A 19,964-nucleotide genomic window follows, 5' to 3' on the forward strand; every position below is an offset into this window, starting at 1 on the left:
TGTACCGGGTGGGCAGCTCGCTGTGATTCAGTGGCCGTGATAGTGCAACACGTGCGGCTATGGGAATCCTGGAGTTGCTGTCGAGGTCTCGGGGAGAGCGAACAATGGAGGCCGAGTCCGAGCCGTACGTCCGCCTGGCGACGATGCGGCAGCTGCACCAAGTGGTCGCCGATCTCAACCGGGCCACCAGCCTGGCCGACACCTTGCAGGCCGTCGCCGACGGAGTCGTCACGGGCCTCGGGTATGAGCTGGCCTGCGTCAATCTCGTCCAGCCCGACGGCGACCTGGTCATCGCCGCCTTCGCCGGCAACGCGGCGGCCGAAGCCCTGATCACCGGCCGCGTCGGCTCGCGCGCCTCCTGGGAGCGCCGCCTCTCCATGGGCGAGGCATGGGGTGACCTGCACTTCATTCCGCACACCGAGGGCTGGGTCCTGATGGAGGACGACGTCCCCCAGTGGCACACCGACGGCCCCGAGCCCCGCTTCGCCGGCGAATGGCACCCGCAGGACCGCCTGTACGCCCCCATGTACGCCTCGGGCGGCGGCCAGGAGCTCCTGGGCGTCATCTCCGTCGACCGCCCGCGCAACGGCAGGCACCCCGGCGCGTGGGGCCAGGAGGCGCTCCAGATGTACGCGTCCCAGGCGGCCATCGCGATCAGCAACGCCCGGCTGCGCGCCAACATGCAGCGCGCCCTGGTCCGCCTGGAGCGCGAGCAGCAGGCCCTGCGCGCCAGTGAGGAATCCTTCCGCCAGGCTTTCGAGTACGCCCCGAGCGGCATGGCCATCGCCGAAATGGGCGGCGACCAGCACGGCCGCCTGCTGCGCACCAACGACGCCCTGTGCCGTCTCCTCGGCCGCCCCGCCTCCGCGATGCGCCGCTACTCCTTCGCCGACCTCGTCCACCCCGAGGACATCGGCACCCTGCTGCGCACCTCCGCCGAGGGCGGCCGGGCCGAGCTGCGGCTGGCCCGGCGCGACGGCACGTACGTCTGGGTGTCGCTCCGCAACTCCGTCGTCGCCGACACCACCGACGGACCGCGCTTCCTCCTCACCCACGTCGAGGACATCGAGGAGCGCAAGCGCCACGAGCTGCACCTCGCCCACCGCGCCTCGCACGACCAGCTCACCGGCCTGCCCAACAGCGCCGAGCTGCGCACCCGCCTCGCCTCCCGGCTGTGCCGCCGCCCGCACGCGCACTCCGCGCGCGCCACGGCCGTGGAGGCCCTGGACGCGGCGTACGGCGAACCGGCCGCCCGGGGGACGGCCGTGCCCGAGCACGACTTCGACTACAACCCGCACACGGACGCGGGCTCCTACGACCACCACGTCCACATGGTCGCGCCCACCTCGGACTCCGGTGGCCCCGACGACGGCACGAAGGGCCTCGCCGTCCTCTTCTGCGACCTCGACGGCTTCAAGTCGATCAACGACCGGTTCGGGCACCACACCGGTGACGCCGTCCTGATCGAGGTCGCCCGCCGCCTGACGACGTGCGTGCGCGACGGCGATACGGTCGCCCGCCTCGGGGGTGACGAATTCGTCGTTCTCGCCGACGGTCTCGGCAGCGCGGACGCCGCCGACCTCGCCGTACGCTTGCGAAACGCCATCATTCCGCCCATCCGCATCGACGGCAGGGCGGTCCGCGTCGGGGCCAGCTTCGGCATCGGCTGGGCGAGCTGCGGGATGACGGCCGAGGAAGTGTTGCAGTCGGCTGACCAGCGGATGTACGTGGAGAAGCGCTCCCGCGCCAAGGTTCACAGGCGAGCGGGCTGAAGGACGCCCTACTACCGCACTGTGACCCACGCCAAACCTTCGGCTTGCCGGTTCGAGGTAGGCTCGCCGGGTCGGCGACGGCTGGCGAACATGGTGAGGAGTGACCAGGGATGACGGCCGCGAACAACGGCACGAGCACGCCTGAGGACGACGATCCGTTCGGCTACCTCTACGAGGACGGACAGGCGGCGGGCGCCGTCTCGCCCCGCTCGGGCGGCTACGGCTACCCGGGCCCGGCCGCGCAGCCCGGGGTGCCCAGAACCTCGTACCACCAGGTGGGAACGGTCGGCCAGCGGCAGTACGGGCAGCAGCAGTACGGCCAGCAGGTGCCCCCGCAGCAGCAGTACGGCCAGCAGGTGCCCCCGCAGCAGGCGTACGGCCAGCAGAACTACAGCCAGCCCAACGCCCACTACGCGGCCCCCGAGACGCAGCCCGGCGGTGCCCCCACCCGCCCGGTGCCGCCGGTGGGCGGCGGTGGCGGCGGCCGCGGTGGCGGCGGCCGCAGTGGCGGACCCAACACCAAGGGCCTGCTGATCGGCGCGGTGGCGGTGGTCGCCGTCGTCGTCCTCGGCATCGGCATCGCCCTGATCACCAGGGGCGGCAAGGAAGACAAGAACCCGCAGGCCGGCGGGGTGGGCGGCTCGACGGCCGGCGCGACGGCCGAGCCGAGCAGGGAACCGGCCAAGAAGGACGGGAAGCCGGCGGCCGCGCTGCCGAAGCAGGACGCGGCGCTCCTCAAGCTCTCCCCCGGGATCTCCACGGACAAGACGATTCCCGGCGCGAGGTCGTCGAGCGGCGCGTACGTCCCGCTGAACGCCCCGGGTGCCTCGGCGACCTGGAAGGTGAAGGTGCCGAAGGCCGGGGCGTACACGCTGTCGGTCGACTACGGCGTGCCCGGCAAGGACGCCAAGACCTCGCTGACGGTCAACGGCAAGCCGCACGGCGGCGGCCTCAACATGGAGAACTTCGCGCACGCCGAGGAAGGCGCCTGGGACAAGGGCTGGACCAACACCTTCGCCTGGGTCAACCTCACCGAGGGCGAGAACACCTTCGTGATCTCCTGCGGCGACGGCGACCAGTGCGAGGCCAACCTCGACCGGCTGGAGCTCAAGGCCGGCCACATCAAGTGACCTGCGTGTTCCAGCGCTCTACGGGCGCATCAGCCCCAGGAAGTGCGCCACCGTCCCGGTCATCGCCTCGCGAGCCGGGACGAGGTACTTCCTGGGGTCGACCGTCGTGCGGTGCGCGTCCAGGTAGGTGCGTACCGCGCCCGTGAAGGCCGTGTTCAGCGCCGTGCCCACGTTGATCTTGACCATGCCGGCCGCGACCGCCCGGCGGATCTCCCCGTCCGGTACGCCCGACGAGCCGTGCAGGACCAGCGGCACCGGCACGGCGGCGCGCAGGGCGGCGATCAGTGCGTGGTCCAGGGCCGCCGTGCGGTCCGTCATCGCGTGCGACGAGCCGACGGCGACGGCCAGGGCGTCCACGCCCGTGTCGGCCACGTAGGCCGCCGCCTCCGCCGGGTCCGTGCGGACGCCGGGCGCGTGGGCGCCGAGCGGGGCCTCGCCCTCCTTGCCGCCGACCTTGCCGAGCTCCGCCTCGACCCAGATGCCGCGCGCGTGGCCCCAGCGGACCGCCTCGGCGGTGGCCTTCACGTTGTCGCCGTACGTCAGCTTCGAGGCGTCGAACATCACCGAGCTGAAGCCCGCCGGGTGCGCGGCGCGCAGCAGCCCGACGGACTCGACGTGGTCGAGGTGGAGGGAGAGAGGGGCCGAGGACGCGCGGGCCACGGCCGTCGCCGCCGCCGCGACGGCGGTGAGGTCGCCGCCGTGGAACTTCACCGCGTTCTCGGAGATCTGGAGGACGGCCGGTGCGCCCGCCCGCTCCGCGCCCGCCGCGATCGCCTCCGCGTGCTCCAGCGTGATGACGTTGAAGGCGGCGACGCCGTGACCGGACTCCCGGGCGGCGGTGACGAGTTCGCCGGTGCTGACGAGTGGCATGCGGTCCCCTGTTGCTCGTGTGCGGGCGTCGTGTGCGGGTGTCGTGTGCGGGCGCGGTCACGCCGCCGTGGCGCGTGTCGTGACGTCGATCCTCGGCAGCAGGTCCTCGTACGCCACCACGTCGAACTCGCCCGCCGCCGGGGCCAGTACGGTCGCCGCCGACAGCGCCACCGCCCGGGCGAGCCGCTGAGGCCAGGGGAGTTGCTCGACCAGGCCCGAGAGCAGCCCGGCCACCGCCGAGTCGCCCGCGCCCGTCGGGTTGCCCTTCACCCGGGCGGGCGGGGCCGCCCGCCACAGGCCGCCGGGGGCGGCGGCCAGCAGGCCGTCCGGGCCGAGCGAGGCGACCACGGCGCAGGCGCCCCGGCGACGGGCGTCGTGGACGGCGCGCAGGGGGTCGCGGGAGCCGGTGAGCTGGGCGAGTTCGTCGGCGTTGGGCTTGGCGAGGTCGGGGCGGGCGGCGATGCCCCGGCGCAGCGGTTCGCCGCTGGTGTCCAGGAGTACGGGGACGCCGGCGGTGCGGGCGCGGCGGATCAGCTCGGCGTACGCGCCGACGGGGACGCCGGGGGGCAGGCTGCCGCAGAGGGCCACCGCCCGGGCGCCGCGCAGGAGCCGGCCGTACGAGGAGAGGAAGGCGGCCCACTCCTGGGGGGTGATCACCGGGCCCGGCTCGTTGAGCTGGGTCGTGTCGCCGGTGGCGGCGTCGACGACGGCGACGGTGCGGCGGGTGGCGCCGGTGACGGGGACGAGCGCGTCGACGGGGGCGAGGGGCGCGAGCAGGTCGCGCAGTACGGCGCCGGAGGAGCCGCCGGCGAAGCCCGTCACGACGGTGTCGTGGCCGAGGGCCGCCAGTACGCGCGCCACGTTGATCCCCTTGCCGCCGGGGCGTTCGGCGACGTCGCTCACGCGGTGGGAGGCGTGCGGGGTGAGGGCCGGGACGCGGTAGGTGAGGTCGAGCGCGGTGTTCAGCGTGACCGTCAGGATCACCCGCGTCACCCCCCGTGCCCTGTGGAAAACGCCTGCCGTGTGCGTGGTGCCGGGGCGATCATGCCAAAAAGAAAGCGGTTGGCCCAGGGCCCGGGGCCAACCGCCGCATGTCGCTTTGATATCAACTGGTGCAGAAATCACCCCAGTTGGGACGGCTGGGGCCTTACGGCTCCCTCAGCCAGACGCCCTTGCGCATCACACCCTTGAGCGTGAAGTCCGCGTCCAGCACCACCAGGTCCGCGTCCTTGCCCGGCTCCAGCGAGCCGACCCTGTCGTCGACGCCCAGCAGGCGGGCGGGGTTGGCGGAGATCGACCGTACGACGTCCTCGACCGGCAGCCGGTCGACGGTCACCGCCCGCTTGAAGGCGGTGTCGAGGGTGAGCGTGGAGCCGGCGATCGAGCCGCCTTCGGCGAGGCGCGCGACGCCGTTCCTGACCTCGACCTCCAGCGGGCCGAGCAGGTACGTGCCGTCGCCGAAGCCCGCCGCGTCCATCGCGTCGGTGATGAACGCTACCCGGCCGGCGCCCGCCCGGTGGTACGCCAGCTCCAGCGCGGCCGGGTGCAGGTGGGTGCCGTCGTTGATCAGCTCGACCGTGACCCGCTCGTCCTCCAGGAGCGCGGCGATCGGGCCGGGCGTGCGGTGGCCGAGGGCGGGCATCGCGTTGTAGAGGTGCGTGGCGACGGTGGCGCCCGCGTCGATGGCCTCGGCGGTCTGCTCGTACGTCGCGTCCGTGTGGCCGATCGCGGCGATCACGCCGTGCTCGGCGAGCAGCCGCACCGAGTCGATGCCGCCGGGCAGCTCGGTCGCCAGCGTGACCATCTTCGCCGTGCCGTGCGCGGCGTCGACCAGCTTGCGGACCTCCGCCGGATCGGGGTCGCGCAGCAGGTCCTCGCTGTGCGCGCCCTTGCGGCACGGTGAGATGAACGGGCCCTCGAAGTGGAGGCCGGCCAGGTCGCCCTGCTCGACCAGCTCGGAGAGCAGCGCGGCCTGCCGGGCGAGTACGTCCGTCTCGCCGGTCACCAGCGACGCGGCGATGGTCGTCGTGCCGTGCTCGCGGTGCGTCCGTACGCCCTTGAGCACCTCCTCGGCGGTGCCGGAGGTGAAGGACGCGCCGCCGCCGCCGTGCACGTGCATGTCGACGAAGCCGGGCACGATCCAGTGGCCGGAGAGGTCCAGGGAGGGGGTGTCCGCCGGGGCGGAGCCGGCGATGCGGCCGCCCTCGACGATGACCCGGCCGTTCTCGACGGTCCCGGTCGGCAGCACCACCCGGGCGCCGGAGAGAACCTTGGTTGCAGCGCGTCCGGCCATCAGGCGGATACCTCCGTGGCTTCTGTGGTTGCTGGGGCTTCCGTGGCGAGAAGGTCCCAGGCGAGGAGCCCCGCGCCCAGGCATCCGGCGGTGTCCCCGAGGGCCGCCGGAACGATCGGGGGCAGCTTCTGGAACGTGACGCGTTCCGCGACGGCCGCCCGCAGTGGTGTGAACAAGGTTTCCCCGGCCTCGGCCAGTCCGCCACCGATGATCAGCGTGCCGGGGTCCAGGAGGGTGAGCGCGGTGACCAGCCCGTCGGCGAGCGCGCCGACGGCTTCGCGCCACACCTCCCGGGCCCGCGGATCGCCCGACTCGACGGCCTTCGCGCAGTCCGCGGCGTCGGCGTCCGGGTCGCCGGAGGCGGCGGCCCAGGCGGCGGACACGGCGGAGGCGGAGGCGAAGCGCTCCAGGCAGCCGCGCTGGCCGCAGCCGCACAGGATGCCGCCGGGGCGTACGACGATGTGGCCGATCTCGCCGGCGCAGCCGTGTGCTCCGGCCTCGATGACGCCGTTGATGCCGATGGCGCCGGCGATCCCGGTGCCGAGCGGTACGAACAGGAAGCGGTCCGCGTCCCGGCCCGCCCCGATGCGCCCTTCGGCGAGGCCGCCGGTGCGTACGTCGTGACCGAGGGCGACCGGCACCCCGCGCAGCTTCTCGCCGAGGAGTGCGCGCAGGGGCACGTCGCGCCAGCCCAGGTTGGCGGCGTACACCGCGATCCCGTTCTCGGCGTCGACGATGCCGGGCACGGCCACGCCGGCGGCCGAGGCGCTCTCGCCGTACCGCTCCTCGCCGTACGCGCGCAGCTCGGCGGCGAAGCCGGTGATCGACTCGACGACGGCCTCGGGCCCCCGCTCCCTGCCGGTGGCCCGGCGGGCCTCGTGCAGCAGCGTGCCGTCCGCGCCGACCAGTGCGGCCTTCATCCCGGTGCCGCCCACATCGAGGGCGATGACGTGTTTCACGGACACAGTCTCGCGCGTCAACCGGGGAAAGGTCTAGTCCACTTGCGCCTGTTCTCCCGTCCGCCCTGCCGCCCGCCCTTCACGCAGGTGTTGCAGAAGCGATATCCGGGTGGTGTAGACCTCCTGGCGCGGAATAGGAGAAAATCGCAGCTCGCACGCATGTCGGACAACAAATTGATGAATCAGGGTGGGACAGGGCTGTGCACCGGCGCTTCTTGGGTTTGACCGCGACAGTCGCCGCACTCGGCATGACAGTGGCTCTGTCGGGGTGCGGAAGCAGCGGCTCCGAGGGTGAGGTCACCCTCAAGCTCGTCGCGGCGGACTACGACCCCGAAGGCGGCGACAGCACCAAGCGGTACTGGGACGGCGTCGCCACCGCTTTCGAGGCCAAGAACCAGGGCGTCAAGATCGACGTCACGGTCTACGACTGGAAGGACGTCGACCGCAAGGTCGCCGAGATGGTCGCGGCCGGCAAGGCCCCCGACATCGCCCAGATCGGTGCGTACGCCGACTACGCGGCCAAGGACCAGCTCTACTCCGTCGACGACCTGCTCTCCATCCCCGTGCAGGCCAACTTCCTCGCCCCGCTCGCCGACGCGGGCGAGGTCAACCGCGTACCGTACGGCCTGCCGTTCGTGGCCAGCACCCGCCTGCTCTTCTACAACGAGACGCTCTTCACCCGGGCCGGCCTGAAGGCCCCCAGGACGTGGGGCGAGATCGAGAGCGCGGCCGCCGCGCTCGAGCAGCGCGGCGTGAAGTACCCGTTCGCGCTGCCGCTCGGCAACGAGGAGGCCCAGGCCGAGACCATGATGTGGATGCTCAGCGCCGGTGGCGGTTACACCGACGCGGTCGGGACGTACCAGATCGACTCCGAGCCGAACGTCAAGGCCTTCGAATGGCTGAAGGACGACCTGGTCGGGAAGGGGCTGACCGGGCCCGTCGCCCCGGCCAAGCTCAACAGGAAGTCCGCCTTCACCGCGTTCGCGGACGGTGAGGTCGGCATGCTCAACGGCCACCCCTCCCTCCTCCAGCAGGCCGAGAAGAAGGACGTCAAGGTCGGGATGGTGCCGCTGCCCGGACCGGACGGCAAGCCGGAGTCCAGCATGGGCGTCGCCGACTGGATGATGGGCTTCAAGCAGAACGGCCACGGCAAGCAGATCGGTGCCTTCCTCGACTTCGCGTACAGCGACGACAACGTCCTGGAATTCGCCGACCAGTACGACCTGCTGCCGGTCACCGTCTCCGCCTCCGAGGCGATGAGCGACGACGCCGAGCACAAGAAGCTGTGGCCCTTCCTCGAAGCGCTGCCGGAATCGACGCTCTACCCGGTGGACAAGACGTCGTGGGCGAAGGTCAGCGAGAGCATCAAGAAGCAGATCGGGTCCGTGGTCGGCCCCGACGGCGATCCGGCCGGGACCCTCGGCTCCATCGGCCGTGAGGCGATGGCGACGGAGAACGCCGAGTAGCACGAGGTAACGCCGAGTAGCACGGGGTAACGCCGAGTGGGGCGTTTTCGAGCCGTTCTAGACTGCTCATATGCCTTACGACTCCGACGAAGAGGACGAAGAGGACGCGCACGGCCCCGAGCTCTCCGAGCGGGACCGTGCCCTCCTCGCCGTGGAGCGGCGCTCCTGGGCCGGGCCCGGAGCCAAGGAACGGGCGATGCGCGAGCAGCTCGGCATCTCGCCGACCCGCTACTACCAGCTCCTCAACGCCCTGCTCGACGACGCGCGCGCGCTCGCCCACGACCCCGTCACCGTCAACCGCCTCCGCCGGGTGCGGGACGCCCGCCGCGAACGCCGCTGACCCGGCGCCGGGGGTCCGGCACCGCCGGTGCCCGGCCCGGCGTGCGCCGGTAGGGTCGGGGGGCATGGGCAGCCAACCGCAACCGCAACCGCATCCCCTGCCGACCGACCTCACGCCGGCGACCCCCGCCGGCCGCGACGGCCTCGCCGCGCTGCTGGACGCGCCGGGCCGGACGCTGATCGCCCTCGACTTCGACGGCACGCTCGCCGACATCGTCCCCGACCCCGAGCAGGCCCGCGCCCACCCCGGCGCGGCGGAGGCGCTCGCCGCCCTCGCGCCCCACGTCGGCGCCCTCGCCGTGATCACCGGCCGCCCGGCCGCCGTCGCGGTCCGCAACGGCGGCTTCGCGGGGGTCCCGGGCCTCGAACACCTCGTCGTACTCGGCCATTACGGCGCCGAACGCTGGGACGCCGGCACCGGAACCGTCAGCGCCCCCGACGCCCACCCCGGCGTGGAGGCCGCCCGCGCCGAGCTCCCCGGCTTCCTCGACGGCGTCGAAGCCTGGCGCGGCGCGTGGGTCGAGGAGAAGGGCCGGGCCGTCGCCGTACACACGCGCCGCGCCGCCGACCCGGTGACGGCGTTCGAGTCCCTGCGGGTCCCCCTGGCCGAGCTCGCGGCCCGCCACGGCCTGATCGTCGAACCCGGCCGGCTGGTGCTGGAGCTGCGCCCGCCCGGCATCGACAAGGGCGTGGCACTGACCGAGCACGTGCGCGAAACCGGCGCGGGCTGTGTCCTGTACGCCGGGGACGACCTGGGTGACGTGGCCGCGTACGCGGCCGTGGAGAAGCTGCGCACGGAGGGCGTCCCTGGCCTGCTGGTGTGCAGCGGCAACGAGGTCCCCGCCCTCGCGGACCGGGCGGACCTGGTGGTCGAGGGCCCGTCGGGAGTGGTCCGGCTGCTCACCGCCCTGTCCTCGATCGCCGGAGGGGCTTGATCGCCGCCCCGGCACCCTTCGGCCCGTCGGGGGTCCCCCGGGCTTTGCCCGGGGAGTCCGGGGCCCGGGGCCCGGGGCCCGGAGGGCGGGCCGGGGACAGCTCCGCAGGACCCGCCCCCGGCCGGGGGCGGGTCCTGATCCGAGGCCGGCGCCCCGCCTACTCCGAGGCCAGCGCCGCGAGCTGGTCCAGGAACCAGGCCGCCGGCGGCAGCGCCGTCGCCGCCGCGGCCAGCCGCTTCGTCCGCTCCGCCCGCTCCTGCGGCTCCATCACCAGCGCCTCGTGCAGCGCGTGGGCCGTCGCCATGACGTCGTACGGGTTGACGACGATCGCGTCCTCGCCCAGCTCCTCGTACGCCCCCGCCTCCCGCGAGAGCACCAGCGCGCACCCCTCGTCGGAGACGACGGGCACCTCCTTGGCCACGAGGTTCATGCCGTCCCTGATCGGGTTGACCAGCGCCACGTCGGCCATCCGGTACGCCGCCAGGGACCGCGCGAAGTCGTCGTCCAGCTCCAGCAGCACCGGCTGCCAGTCGTCCGTCCCGTACGCGGCGTTGATCTCCTCGGCGAGGCGTCGCACGGAGGCCATGTAGTCGCGGTAGACCGCCAGGTCCTGCCGCGACGGATACGCGAACGCGATGTGCACCACCCGCCCGCGCCACTCGGGCCGGTCCGTGAGCAGCTGCCGGTAGGCGAGCAGCCCGCGCACGATGTTCTTCGACAGTTCCGTACGGTCCACCCGGACGACGGTCCTGCGCCCGGCCCCGACCCGCTCCCGCAGCCTGACCAGCCACTCCTCCACGTCCTGCCGCTGCGAGCGCGCCCGCAGGAAGTCCGCGTCCGCGCCCAGGCCGTGCACCCCGAGCGCCGTGCCGTCCAGCGCGCCGGCGCCCAGCACGTCCACCGCGCACGCCGCGAAGGCGTCCGCCCAGCGCCGGGTCAGGAACGCCACCCGGTCCGCGCCCAGCAGGCCGCGCAGCAGCTGCCGCGCGATGTCGTCGGGCAGCAGGCGGAAGTAGTCGACAGGCGCCCACGGGGTGTGCGAGAAGTGGCCGATCCGCAGGTCCGGGCGCAGCTCGCGCAGCATGCCGGGCACCAGACACAGGTGGTAGTCCTGCACCAGCACCACGGCGCCCGGCGCCGCCTCGGCCGCCAGCGCGTCGGCGAAGGCGCGGTTGTACGTCTCGTACGCCGCCCACTGGCGCCGGAACTCCGCGTCGAAGGCCGGCTCCAGCGGGGTCTGGTAGAGCATGTGGTGGACGAACCACAGCACGGAGTTCGCGATGCCGTTGTACGCGTCCGCGTGCACCCCGGCGTCGATGTCGAGCATCCGCACGCCCGGCTCGCCGGTCCCGCGCCGCACCGCCTCCCGGTCGCCGTCCCCGAGCGCCGCGCACACCCAGAGCGAGTCGGCGCCCTGCCCGATCGCCGACAGGCCGGAGACGAGACCGCCCCCGCCGCGCCTGGCGTCGAGCGAGCCGTCCTCGCGGAGGGTGTACGCGACCGGGCCGCGATTGGAAGCGACAAGTACCTGTGCAGCGTGCTCGGAGACCATGTGCCGAACCTAGCCAGTCCTGGATGCCCTCAAACGTGCGTACGGTCGGAGCCTCCGGCGCCCGTCACGCCGCACGGCGCGCCGCGTACTCGTCGATCTCGCACATCGGCGGCCGCTCCTCCGTGTCCACCGCGTAGGTCCGCGGTACGAACCCGTACCCGTCCTCGCCCCGCTCGAACTGCGTCAGCACGGGCCGCACCAGAGTGCCGCGCGAAAGCCGCTGCTGAGCGGTCCGGTAGATCGTGGCGGCCATCCGTCCGAGCGCCTGCCCGTCCTGGTGGCGGTGTTTGCGTACGCCCACGTCGACCTGGGCCAGCGCGTCCAGACCCACCGTGTGGAGCGAGTCGACGAGCAGGCCCAACTCCACTCCGTAACCGACGGGGAAGGGCAGCCGCTCCAGGAGCGAGCGGCGCACGGCGTACTCGCCGCCCAGCGGCTGGACGAACCCGGCCAGCTGCGGCCAGTGCAGATTGAGCAGCGGGCGGGCCACCAGCTCGGTCACCCGACCACCCTGACCTGTGGCTTCGCCGAGCGGACGGTCGTACATCGCCTTCACGAAGTGCACGTCGGGTTCGGTGAGCAGCGGCCCGACGATGCCCGAGACGAACGAGGCGGAGAAGTCCCTCAGGTCCGAGTCGATGAAACACACGATGTCACCACTGGTCACCAGCAGTGACCGCCACAGCACCTCGCCCTTGCCGCGCAGGGCCGGTATGCGGGGCAGCACGGCGTCACGGTGGACGACCCGCGCCCCCGCCGCCGTCGCGACCTGCGCCGTGCGGTCCTTCGAGCCGGAGTCGACGACGACGAGCTCGTCGACGAGCGGCACGGCCTCCATCAGCTCATGGCGTATCGCCGCGACGATGTCACCGACCGTCGACTCCTCGTCGAGGGCGGGCAGCACGACGCTGACGGTGTGGCCACGTCCGGTCTTGGCCGCGATCAGCCGGTCCAGCGACCGGTCGGCCGTGGTCCAGGACCGCAGTTCCAGCCAGCGCTCCACCTCTTCGAGCACGTGCCTCTCCCTTGCGTGCCATGCCGCAAATACGGCATATCGATACAGTCATCTCGCGGTGCGGACGACTGTCTCCGCCGCCCGGGGCTTCGGTTACAGTCTTGAACAACGCGGACCGCCCTCGCATCTCGGGGGGCTCGCGGAACAAACGCGCCGGGCCCAGACCCGCCGCCATAGCGCTCATCCAGAGGGACAGAGGGAACGGCCCGTTGAAGTCCCGGCAACCATCCTGCCGACCGCGAGGTCGTGGTGGGGACGGTGCCAATTCCGTCTCACGGCGAAACGCGCCGTGGGGAAGATGAGGAGAAAGGGCCTCGCCACCATGGCTGTGCAGACCGTCGAAACCGATGCAAGCGCCACCGACTCGCATTCCCTGCCCGTAGACCTGGGCCCCGCCACCGCGCTTTCCTGCCGCGAGTGCGGAGAACGATTCGAACTGGGCCCGATCTTCGCCTGCTCTTCCTGTTTCGGTCCTCTCGAGGTCGCCTACGACCTCCCGCTCGGCGACGCCGAGGCGCTGCGCAAGCAGATCGAGGCCGGACCGAACAACATCTGGCGCTACGCGCCGCTGCTGCCCGTGCCCGCCGACGTGGCGTCCAAGCCCAGCCTGAACCCGGGCTTCACCAAGCTCGTCAAGGCCGACAACCTGGCCCGCGAGCTGGGTGTCACCGGCGGTCTGTACGTCAAGGACGACTCCGGCAACCCGACGCACTCCTTCAAGGACCGCGTCGTCGCCATCGCCGTCGAGGCCGCCCGCGCGTTCGGCTTCACCACGCTCTCCTGCTCCTCCACCGGCAACCTCGCCGGCGCGGTCGGCGCCGCCGCCGCGCGGGCCGGCTTCCGCTCGTGCGTGTTCATCCCGCACGACCTGGAGCAGGGCAAGGTCGTGATGGCCTCGGTCTACGGCGGCGACCTGGTCGGCATCGAGGGCAACTACGACGACGTCAACCGCTTCTGCTCCGAGCTCATCGGCGACCCGCTGGGCGAGGGCTGGGGCTTCGTCAACGTCAACCTGCGCCCGTACTACGGCGAGGGCTCCAAGACCCTGGCGTACGAGATCTGCGAGCAGCTCGGCTGGGAGATCCCGGACCAGCTCGTCATCCCGATCGCCTCGGGCTCGCAGCTCACGAAGATCGACAAGGGTCTCAAGGAGCTCATCGCCCTCGGCCTGGTCGAGGACAAGCCGTACAAGATCTTCGGCGCCCAGGCGGAGGGCTGCTCCCCGGTGTCGACGGCCTTCAAGGCCGGGCACGACGTCGTACGGCCGCAGAAGCCGAACACGATCGCCAAGTCGCTGGCGATCGGCAACCCGGCCGACGGCCCGTACGTCCTGGACATCGCCCGCCGTACGGGCGGCGCGGTGGAGGACGTCGACGACGAGCAGGTCGTGGAGTCGATCAAGCTGCTGGCCGAGACGGAGGGCATCTTCGCGGAGACCGCGGGCGGCGTGACCGTCGGCGTCACCAGGAAGCTCATCGAGGCCGGTCTGCTGGACCCGACCCTGACGACCGTGGTGCTCAACACGGGCGACGGCCTGAAGACCCTTGAGGCGGTGGCCCCGACCACGGGTCAGTCCGCCGTCATCCGTCCCAACCTGGACTCTTTCCGAGAGGCTGGCCTCGCGTGAGCGGGCGCAGCGAGCGAACCAAAAAGGAGGCGCGTCACGCTGTGCGTCTCCGAGCGCTAGCGAGGAGAAAAGCATGAGCGTCAACGTCCGCATCCCCACGATTCTCCGTACGTACACGGGCGGCAGGGCCGAGGTCGCGGCCGAGGGCGCGACCCTCGCCGAGGTCATCGCCGACCTGGAGAAGAACCACGCGGGCATCGCGGCCCGTGTCCTGGACGACCAGGGCAAGCTGCGCCGCTTCGTGAACGTGTACGTGAACGACGACGACGTGCGCTTCGAGCAGGGCCTGGAGACGGCCACGCCGGACGGCGCCGGCGTCTCGATCATCCCGGCCGTCGCCGGAGGCTGATCCGCCGCCGTACACCCGTCGTCACGCGCATTGCCCCCTCCGCCACAGAAGCGGAGGGGGCAATTCTGCATGGTTGAGCGGGGTAGAGTTGGGGAAGCCCCTTCCGCTGCCTTTGCCGGGCGCATATGAGAATGCGTCCCCGTGCGACAAGAAGCAGCCAAAGTGTTCGAGCCGATTGCCGCCAATGCGCGCCTTGTCCGGCCCGACTTGCCCTGAAAACCAGGGACTTCCTCATATTCGAGCGTTCGGCCGCGCCCAGTTTTCTCGTCGAATTGACCTGTTGCAGAGGGCAGTTGGGCAGATACATTCAGCCGCGGTCGACGCGTTCCGGCGCACGCCCTCTCCTGTCGGAGGGTGGAGATCTGACCCGGGTCCGCGAAGTGCGGTCCCGTGCAAGGGCCAGTAATAGGGGAGTTAGGCATGGCTCAGGGCACCGTCAAGTGGTTCAACGCGGAGAAGGGGTACGGCTTCATCGCGGTCGACGGTGGTGCGGATGTTTTCGTCCACTACAGCGCGATCCAGATGGACGGGTACCGCACCCTTGAAGAGGGGCAGCGAGTCGAATTCGAGATCTCGCAGGGCCAGAAGGGTCCGCAGGCGGACATGGTCAAGCTCGCCGTCTGATCCCGGCGCGATCGGCCACCGACGCACTCACGCAGGAAGGGCCTGTACCCACACCGGGTACGGGCCCTTCCTGCGTGCCGCGCGCCCCGGGGACGCCTGTCCACATCCGAGGGGGACGCTTGCACTCGAGGGGGTCGAGTGCTAATCATTGGCGTTAGCACTGTTAGCACTCTCCCAGTGAGAGTGACAGAAGGACCGGGCCGGTGAGGCCCGCAGGCCGGGTGGGACAAGGAAAACCACCCGGCAGGCTGGCCGTCCGTCGCGGGCGCCACTCGGTCCGGAGAATCCACCCCAGTCCGGGAGGACCACTTCACATGGCCAAGATCATCGCGTTCGACGAGGAGGCACGGCGCGGTCTCGAGCGCGGGATGAACCAGCTCGCCGACGCCGTCAAGGTCACCCTCGGCCCCAAGGGCCGCAACGTCGTCCTCGAGAAGAAGTGGGGCGCCCCCACGATCACCAACGATGGTGTTTCCATCGCCAAGGAGATCGAGCTCGAGGACCCGTACGAGAAGATCGGCGCCGAGCTGGTCAAGGAAGTCGCGAAGAAGACCGACGACGTAGCCGGTGACGGCACGACGACCGCGACTGTCCTCGCCCAGGCTCTGGTCCGCGAGGGCCTGCGCAACGTCGCCGCCGGCGCCAACCCGATGGCCCTCAAGCGCGGCATCGAGAAGGCCGTCGAGGCCGTCTCCGCCGCTCTCCTTGAGCAGGCCAAGGACGTGGAGACCAAGGAGCAGATCGCTTCGACGGCCTCCATCTCCGCCGCCGACACCCAGATCGGCGAGCTCATCGCCGAGGCGATGGACAAGGTCGGCAAGGAAGGCGTCATCACCGTCGAGGAGTCGCAGACCTTCGGTCTGGAGCTTGAGCTCACCGAGGGCATGCGCTTCGACAAGGGCTACATCTCGGCGTACTTCGCCACCGACATGGAGCGCATGGAGTCGTCGCTCGACGACCCGTACATCCTGATCGTCAACTCCAAGATCTCCAACGTGAAGGACCTCCTTCCGCTGCTGGAGAAGGTCATGCAGTCGGGCAAGCCGCTGCTGATCATCGCGGAGGACGTCGAGGGCGAGGCGCTGTCCACGCTCGTCGTCAACAAGATCCGTGGCACCTTCAAGTCCGTCGCCGTCAAGGCTCCGGGCTTCGGTGACCGCCGCAAGGCCATGCTCGGCGACATCGCCATCCTCACCGGTGGCACCGTCATCTCCGAGGAGGTCGGCCTCAAGCTGGAGAACGCCGGTCTCGACCTGCTCGGCCGCGCCCGCAAGGTCGTCATCACCAAGGACGAGACGACGATCGTCGACGGCGCCGGTGAGAGCGACCAGGTCCAGGGTCGCGTCAACCAGATCCGTGCCGAGATCGAGAACTCCGACTCGGACTACGACCGCGAGAAGCTCCAGGAGCGTCTGGCGAAGCTGGCCGGCGGCGTGGCCGTCATCAAGGCCGGCGCCGCCACCGAGGTCGAGCTCAAGGAGCGCAAGCACCGCATCGAGGACGCGGTGCGCAACGCCAAGGCCGCCGTCGAGGAGGGCATCGTCGCCGGTGGTGGCGTGGCTCTGCTCCAGGCCACGGCCGTCTTCGAGAAGCTCGAGCTCACGGGTGACGAGGCCACCGGCGCCAACGCCGTGCGTCTCGCGCTGGAGGCCCCGCTCAAGCAGATCGCCGTCAACGGTGGTCTCGAGGGTGGCGTCATCGTCGAGAAGGTGCGCAACCTGCCGATCGGTCACGGCCTGAACGCCGCGACCGGCGAGTACGTCGACATGATCGCCGAGGGCATCATCGACCCGGCGAAGGTCACGCGCTCCGCGCTGCAGAACGCCGCGTCGATCGCCGCGCTGTTCCTCACCACGGAGGCGGTCATCGCCGACAAGCCCGAGAAGGCCGGTGCCCCCGCGGGCGGCGGCATGCCGGGCGGTGACATGGACTTCTGATCCCTCCAGGATCAGCAGCTCCATCGCTGTACCGCTGTACGCGACCGAGGGCGGCACTCCCACTGCGGGGGTGCCGCCCTCGGGCGTTTCCGCCCGCATGCGTTTCACTACTCTGTGTATTCAAACCACCGCACCGAGCGATTGTGAGTGATCGTTTCTGCATGGTGCCATCGTGACCATGCCACATCCCATGAGGATCGCCCTCGCGGCCGCCGTCACGGCGGTCCTGGCGCTCGCAGGTCCGTTGTCCGCCGCAACAGCACAGCCCGCCGATACGGCTCCCGCCCCGCTCCGTCTCGCCGACCGGCCCGTCCCGGGCCAGTACCTCGTCGCCATGAAACCCGCGTCGGACGTCGCCGGAGCCGCGCGGAAGGCCGGCGTCACCCCCCTGTTCAGCTTCGAGAAGGTGCTGAACGGCTTCGCGGCCGAGCTCACGGACGCCCAACTCGCCACCGTACGGGCCGACCCGAACGTGACGGCCGTGGAGCAGGACGCCGAGGTCACCGCGTCCGCGCCCGCCGCGTCCTGGGGCCTGGACCGTATCGACCAGCGCACCCTGCCGCTCGACGGCCGGTTCACCACCGAGGCGACCGGTGCCGGAGGCACCGCGTACATCCTCGACACCGGTATCGACTACCGCCATGCCGAGTTCGAGGGGCGCGCCAGGTCCGGCTTCGACGCCTTCCCGGCCCAGCGGAGGTTCGGAAGGGACTGCAACGGCCACGGCACACACGTCGCGGGCACGGTGGGCGGCGCGACGTACGGCGTGGCGCGCGAGGCGGACCTCGTCAGCGTCCGGGTCCTCGACTGCGAGGGCAGGGGCAGCAACGCCACGGTCATCGCCGGATTCGAATGGACGGCGTCGCACGCCGCGCAGGACCCTGCGCGGCCGGCCGTGCTCAACGGATCGCTCGGCGGCGAGCGCTCCCGCCTGGTGAACAAGGCCGCCACCGCCCTCTCGGACAGCGGCGTCCTGCCGGTCGTCGCGGCGGGCAACGAGGCGGCGGACGCCTGCGGCGTCTCCCCGGCGTCGGCGCGGCGCGTGGTCACGGTCGCCGCGTCCGACCGCTCCGACACGCAGGCGCCCTTCTCCAACCACGGCCCCTGCGTGGAGCTCTACGCACCGGGCACCGACATCGTCTCGGCCAGGCTCGGTGGCGGAAGCGCCACCCTGAGCGGCACGTCCATGGCCTCTCCCCACGTGGCCGGGACCGCCCTGCTCTACACCACCGTCAACCCGGCGGCCGAACCGGCGGAGATCGCGGACTGGATCGACGACACCTCCACCAAGGGCGTACTGTCCGGCGTCACCCCGGGCACGCCGAACAAGCTCCTGTTCACGGGCGGTATCTGACCCCCACTGCGGCGCTCTGCCCTCCGCCCCCGGCTCGGGGGAGGCGGAGGGCAGGCGTCGTTTCAGTGGGCGTGCTCCTTGAGCTCCTCAGTGTCCAGGGCGGTCCCGACGGGGGCGGGGAGCTCGACATCGGCGCCGTACGGACATAAGGCTTTCTGCTGGTACCTGCCGTTCTCCGGGTCGCTGTACACGCATGGCGTCGCCTCTTCCCCCCCATCGCGCCCCGGTTCCGGCGCGAGTGGGCTGCACCGTCACGCGCGGGTCCTTCCGGGTGGGCGGGTCGCGGCCGCCCGGACCCTGGCCGCGTGGGCGCGGACCTCGGCGGGGGAGAGCCCGGCGGCGCGGCGGCCGGGGACGGGCTCGCCCCGGCAGGGGCCGCACTCGCCGCCCGGCAGGGCCTCCGGGGGCCCGGGGACGCCGCACGTGGCGCATTCCAGGACGCGCAGCGCTGGGCGGGGAGCCGGTGGGGGCGGGAGGGGCGCGCCTTCCGGCGGGAGCTTGGCGGTCAGGCGGGTGCGGGCGAGCGAGGCGGCGTGGTGGACGGGGACCGGCAGCCCGGAGGTGAGGGCGAGGAGTACGTCCTGTTCGGTGGCGCCCCGGGCGAACCATTCACCGACCAGCGGCGCCAGCTCCGCGCAGTCGGCCGCCGACAGCGACATCGCCGGGGCGGTACGGCCGAGCGCCGCCAGCAGGATGTGGGCACGGGAGCGGGTGGGGCGCGGCGGGGCGTCCGCCGGTACGTCGCCCCTGGTGAAGGCGGTCCACCACGCGTCGTCCCGTGCCGTACGGGAGAACCAGGTGCGGGTCACCCAGCGGGCGCTGCCCGAGCCGACGACGTGCTCGCTGCCCCGGCGCAGGTGGCCGGCGTTCTGGAGGCGGTTGAGGGCGGTACGCAGGGCGCACTGGCCGTACGGGAGCACTTTGGCCAGGGTTTTGACGGACATGTCCGCGCCGTCGGGGAGCCGGTCGACGTACGCGGCGATGGCGGCCTCCCGGGGAGGGAGGTGCGCGAAGTCGTGGGCCGCGCGGGGGAGTTGGGAGGGGGCGGACCGTTTTCCGTAGCCGGGACCGGCCATCGGGTGCGGGTCTGCCTGTGTCGGGCACGGGGCAGCACTAAGCTGGCTGACAGCCATGGGATCGCTCGATTCGATCTCGTTGGTCAGGCCCTCGACAGGTGTTGGCGCACCTGGCGGGGGCCGTTCGTTATTCGGGGACGTTAGAGCGTGATGACCGTGCGTGGCAAGCCGGACGCGGAAAGTCAACCGGCGGGGAGGGTGGGTGGGTTGAGGCCCTCCACCCCTTCCTTGAAAAGAGGGCTCGGGGCGCGGGGCTTGAGCTCCGGGCCCGGATCTGCCGCTTCTGGGTCCTCAGGCCGGGGCGGCGAGGAACGGCAGGACCGACCCGGCCAGCAGCGGGGAGTTCAGGAGGTCGTAGTGCGTGGTGCCCGGCAGGATGCTCAGCCGGGACGCCGGACGCCCGCTGTTGTCCCAGCCCGGGTCCTTCAGCCCGCCACCGAGCAGAGCGAAGAACTCCACCATGTGCGCGGGCCGCACGGCGTCGCCGTCGCCGAAGACCAGCAGAACCGGGGCGGCGATCTCCGCGATCTCGGCGGTCCAGTCGTAGTCCCGCCGGTTCAGCTCGGCGATCTTGCCGATCAGGACCGGCCAGTCCGCCGGCCGGGGCGCCAGCCGCGCGTACAGCTCGTACATCGGTGACTGCTTCATCACCTCCGCGACCGCCGG

General features: G+C 71.7%; 18 protein-coding genes and 1 riboswitch. Of the genes, 10 read left to right on the forward strand and 8 right to left on the reverse strand.

The window, feature by feature from the left end; all coding sequences use genetic code 11:
- Positions 1-104 precede the first annotated feature (104 nt).
- Both cdgB and ACWDZ4_RS24760 read left to right on the forward strand, forming a co-directional pair.
- Positions 105-1,772, forward strand: a complete 1,668-nt coding sequence (cdgB, locus tag ACWDZ4_RS24755; protein ID WP_451510574.1) for a diguanylate cyclase CdgB — start codon at positions 105-107, stop codon at positions 1,770-1,772.
- A 110-nt stretch (positions 1,773-1,882) separates the two neighbouring features.
- A complete protein-coding gene (locus ACWDZ4_RS24760; RefSeq protein WP_451510575.1) occupies positions 1,883-2,902 on the forward strand; it encodes a carbohydrate-binding protein in 1,020 nt (339 codons plus the stop codon).
- Between the two features lie 18 nt (positions 2,903-2,920).
- On the opposite strand, the gene ACWDZ4_RS24765 is transcribed toward ACWDZ4_RS24760, so the two are convergent.
- The 4 genes from ACWDZ4_RS24765 to ACWDZ4_RS24780 form a co-directional block, all read right to left on the reverse strand.
- Positions 2,921-3,772 carry a class II fructose-bisphosphate aldolase gene (locus tag ACWDZ4_RS24765; RefSeq protein WP_451510576.1) on the reverse strand — a complete coding sequence of 284 codons (852 nt, stop codon included), beginning with the start codon at positions 3,770-3,772 and terminating at the stop codon, positions 2,921-2,923.
- Between the two features lie 57 nt (positions 3,773-3,829).
- Positions 3,830-4,756, reverse strand: coding sequence for a 1-phosphofructokinase family hexose kinase (locus ACWDZ4_RS24770; protein ID WP_451510590.1), 927 nt, complete (start codon positions 4,754-4,756; stop codon positions 3,830-3,832).
- Between the two features lie 163 nt (positions 4,757-4,919).
- A complete protein-coding gene (nagA, locus tag ACWDZ4_RS24775; protein ID WP_451510577.1) occupies positions 4,920-6,065 on the reverse strand; it encodes an N-acetylglucosamine-6-phosphate deacetylase in 1,146 nt (381 codons plus the stop codon).
- Positions 6,065-7,024 carry an ROK family protein gene (locus tag ACWDZ4_RS24780; protein ID WP_451510578.1) on the reverse strand — a complete coding sequence of 320 codons (960 nt, stop codon included), beginning with the start codon at positions 7,022-7,024 and terminating at the stop codon, positions 6,065-6,067. The genes nagA and ACWDZ4_RS24780 overlap by 1 nt, the downstream gene beginning before the upstream one ends.
- Positions 7,025-7,272: 248 nt before the next feature.
- On the opposite strand from ACWDZ4_RS24780, the gene ACWDZ4_RS24785 reads away from it, so the two are divergent.
- The 3 genes from ACWDZ4_RS24785 (at position 7,273) to otsB (ending at position 9,764) form a co-directional block, all read left to right on the forward strand.
- The gene (locus ACWDZ4_RS24785; RefSeq protein ID WP_451510579.1) at positions 7,273-8,490 is read left to right on the forward strand and encodes an ABC transporter substrate-binding protein; all 1,218 of its coding nucleotides are present in this window, start codon (positions 7,273-7,275) and stop codon (positions 8,488-8,490) included.
- 70 nt (positions 8,491-8,560) lie between these two features.
- Complete coding sequence (locus tag ACWDZ4_RS24790; protein ID WP_451510580.1) at positions 8,561-8,830, forward strand: DUF3263 domain-containing protein; 270 nt, start codon at positions 8,561-8,563, stop codon at positions 8,828-8,830.
- Between the two features lie 64 nt (positions 8,831-8,894).
- Positions 8,895-9,764, forward strand: a complete 870-nt coding sequence (gene otsB / locus ACWDZ4_RS24795) for a trehalose-phosphatase (protein WP_451510581.1) — start codon at positions 8,895-8,897, stop codon at positions 9,762-9,764.
- 157 nt (positions 9,765-9,921) lie between these two features.
- On the opposite strand, the gene ACWDZ4_RS24800 is transcribed toward otsB, so the two are convergent.
- Positions 9,922-11,316, reverse strand: coding sequence for an alpha,alpha-trehalose-phosphate synthase (UDP-forming) (locus ACWDZ4_RS24800; RefSeq protein WP_451510582.1), 1,395 nt, complete (start codon positions 11,314-11,316; stop codon positions 9,922-9,924).
- Between the two features lie 64 nt (positions 11,317-11,380).
- A complete protein-coding gene (locus ACWDZ4_RS24805; RefSeq protein ID WP_451510583.1) occupies positions 11,381-12,331 on the reverse strand; it encodes a glucosyl-3-phosphoglycerate synthase in 951 nt (316 codons plus the stop codon).
- 177 nt (positions 12,332-12,508) lie between these two features.
- A riboswitch (SAM riboswitch) is annotated at positions 12,509-12,636 on the forward strand.
- 17 nt (positions 12,637-12,653) lie between these two features.
- Between ACWDZ4_RS24805 and thrC the strand changes: the two genes are divergently transcribed.
- From thrC to ACWDZ4_RS24830, 5 genes are all read left to right on the forward strand, one after another.
- Entirely contained in the window at positions 12,654-13,958 is a 1,305-nt protein-coding gene (gene thrC / locus ACWDZ4_RS24810; protein WP_451510584.1) for a threonine synthase, read from the forward strand.
- 73 nt (positions 13,959-14,031) lie between these two features.
- Positions 14,032-14,307 (forward strand): MoaD/ThiS family protein, encoded by a 276-nt coding sequence (locus ACWDZ4_RS24815; RefSeq protein ID WP_451510585.1) that lies wholly within the window; start codon positions 14,032-14,034, stop codon positions 14,305-14,307.
- A gap of 420 nt (positions 14,308-14,727) precedes the next feature.
- Positions 14,728-14,931 (forward strand): cold-shock protein, encoded by a 204-nt coding sequence (locus ACWDZ4_RS24820; protein WP_005315736.1) that lies wholly within the window; start codon positions 14,728-14,730, stop codon positions 14,929-14,931.
- A 314-nt stretch (positions 14,932-15,245) separates the two neighbouring features.
- Positions 15,246-16,868 carry a chaperonin GroEL gene (groL, locus tag ACWDZ4_RS24825; protein ID WP_344500203.1) on the forward strand — a complete coding sequence of 541 codons (1,623 nt, stop codon included), beginning with the start codon at positions 15,246-15,248 and terminating at the stop codon, positions 16,866-16,868.
- 190 nt (positions 16,869-17,058) lie between these two features.
- Positions 17,059-18,222 (forward strand): S8 family peptidase, encoded by a 1,164-nt coding sequence (locus ACWDZ4_RS24830; RefSeq protein WP_451510591.1) that lies wholly within the window; start codon positions 17,059-17,061, stop codon positions 18,220-18,222.
- Positions 18,223-18,473: 251 nt separating this feature from the next.
- On the opposite strand, the gene ACWDZ4_RS24835 is transcribed toward ACWDZ4_RS24830, so the two are convergent.
- A complete protein-coding gene (locus tag ACWDZ4_RS24835; RefSeq protein WP_451510586.1) occupies positions 18,474-19,298 on the reverse strand; it encodes a hypothetical protein in 825 nt (274 codons plus the stop codon).
- 291 nt (positions 19,299-19,589) lie between these two features.
- Positions 19,590-19,964 (reverse strand): alpha/beta fold hydrolase (locus ACWDZ4_RS24840; RefSeq protein ID WP_451510587.1); only part of this gene is annotated, 375 nt, incomplete at its 5' end.

The organism is Streptomyces sp. NPDC003016 (assembly GCF_053591455.1).

Excerpts from the sequence above, each read along its gene's own strand:
- ACWDZ4_RS24800 (WP_451510582.1), bottom strand. The coding sequence starts at position 11,316 with ATGGTCTCCGAGCACGCTGCACAGGTACTTGTCGCTTCCAATCGCGGC.
- ACWDZ4_RS24785 (WP_451510579.1), top strand. The coding sequence starts at position 7,273 with ATGACAGTGGCTCTGTCGGGGTGCGGAAGCAGCGGCTCCGAGGGTGAG.
- ACWDZ4_RS24815 (WP_451510585.1), top strand. The coding sequence starts at position 14,032 with ATGAGCGTCAACGTCCGCATCCCCACGATTCTCCGTACGTACACGGGC.
- ACWDZ4_RS24830 (WP_451510591.1), top strand. The coding sequence starts at position 17,059 with ATGAGGATCGCCCTCGCGGCCGCCGTCACGGCGGTCCTGGCGCTCGCA.
- ACWDZ4_RS24765 (WP_451510576.1), bottom strand. The coding sequence starts at position 3,772 with ATGCCACTCGTCAGCACCGGCGAACTCGTCACCGCCGCCCGGGAGTCC.
- ACWDZ4_RS24820 (WP_005315736.1), top strand. The coding sequence starts at position 14,728 with ATGGCTCAGGGCACCGTCAAGTGGTTCAACGCGGAGAAGGGGTACGGC.
- otsB (WP_451510581.1), top strand. The coding sequence starts at position 8,895 with ATGGGCAGCCAACCGCAACCGCAACCGCATCCCCTGCCGACCGACCTC.
- nagA (WP_451510577.1), bottom strand. The coding sequence starts at position 6,065 with ATGGCCGGACGCGCTGCAACCAAGGTTCTCTCCGGCGCCCGGGTGGTG.
- ACWDZ4_RS24760 (WP_451510575.1), top strand. The coding sequence starts at position 1,883 with ATGACGGCCGCGAACAACGGCACGAGCACGCCTGAGGACGACGATCCG.
- groL (WP_344500203.1), top strand. The coding sequence starts at position 15,246 with ATGGCCAAGATCATCGCGTTCGACGAGGAGGCACGGCGCGGTCTCGAG.
- thrC (WP_451510584.1), top strand. The coding sequence starts at position 12,654 with ATGGCTGTGCAGACCGTCGAAACCGATGCAAGCGCCACCGACTCGCAT.
- ACWDZ4_RS24790 (WP_451510580.1), top strand. The coding sequence starts at position 8,561 with ATGCCTTACGACTCCGACGAAGAGGACGAAGAGGACGCGCACGGCCCC.
- cdgB (WP_451510574.1), top strand. The coding sequence starts at position 105 with ATGGAGGCCGAGTCCGAGCCGTACGTCCGCCTGGCGACGATGCGGCAG.
- ACWDZ4_RS24835 (WP_451510586.1), bottom strand. The coding sequence starts at position 19,298 with ATGGCCGGTCCCGGCTACGGAAAACGGTCCGCCCCCTCCCAACTCCCC.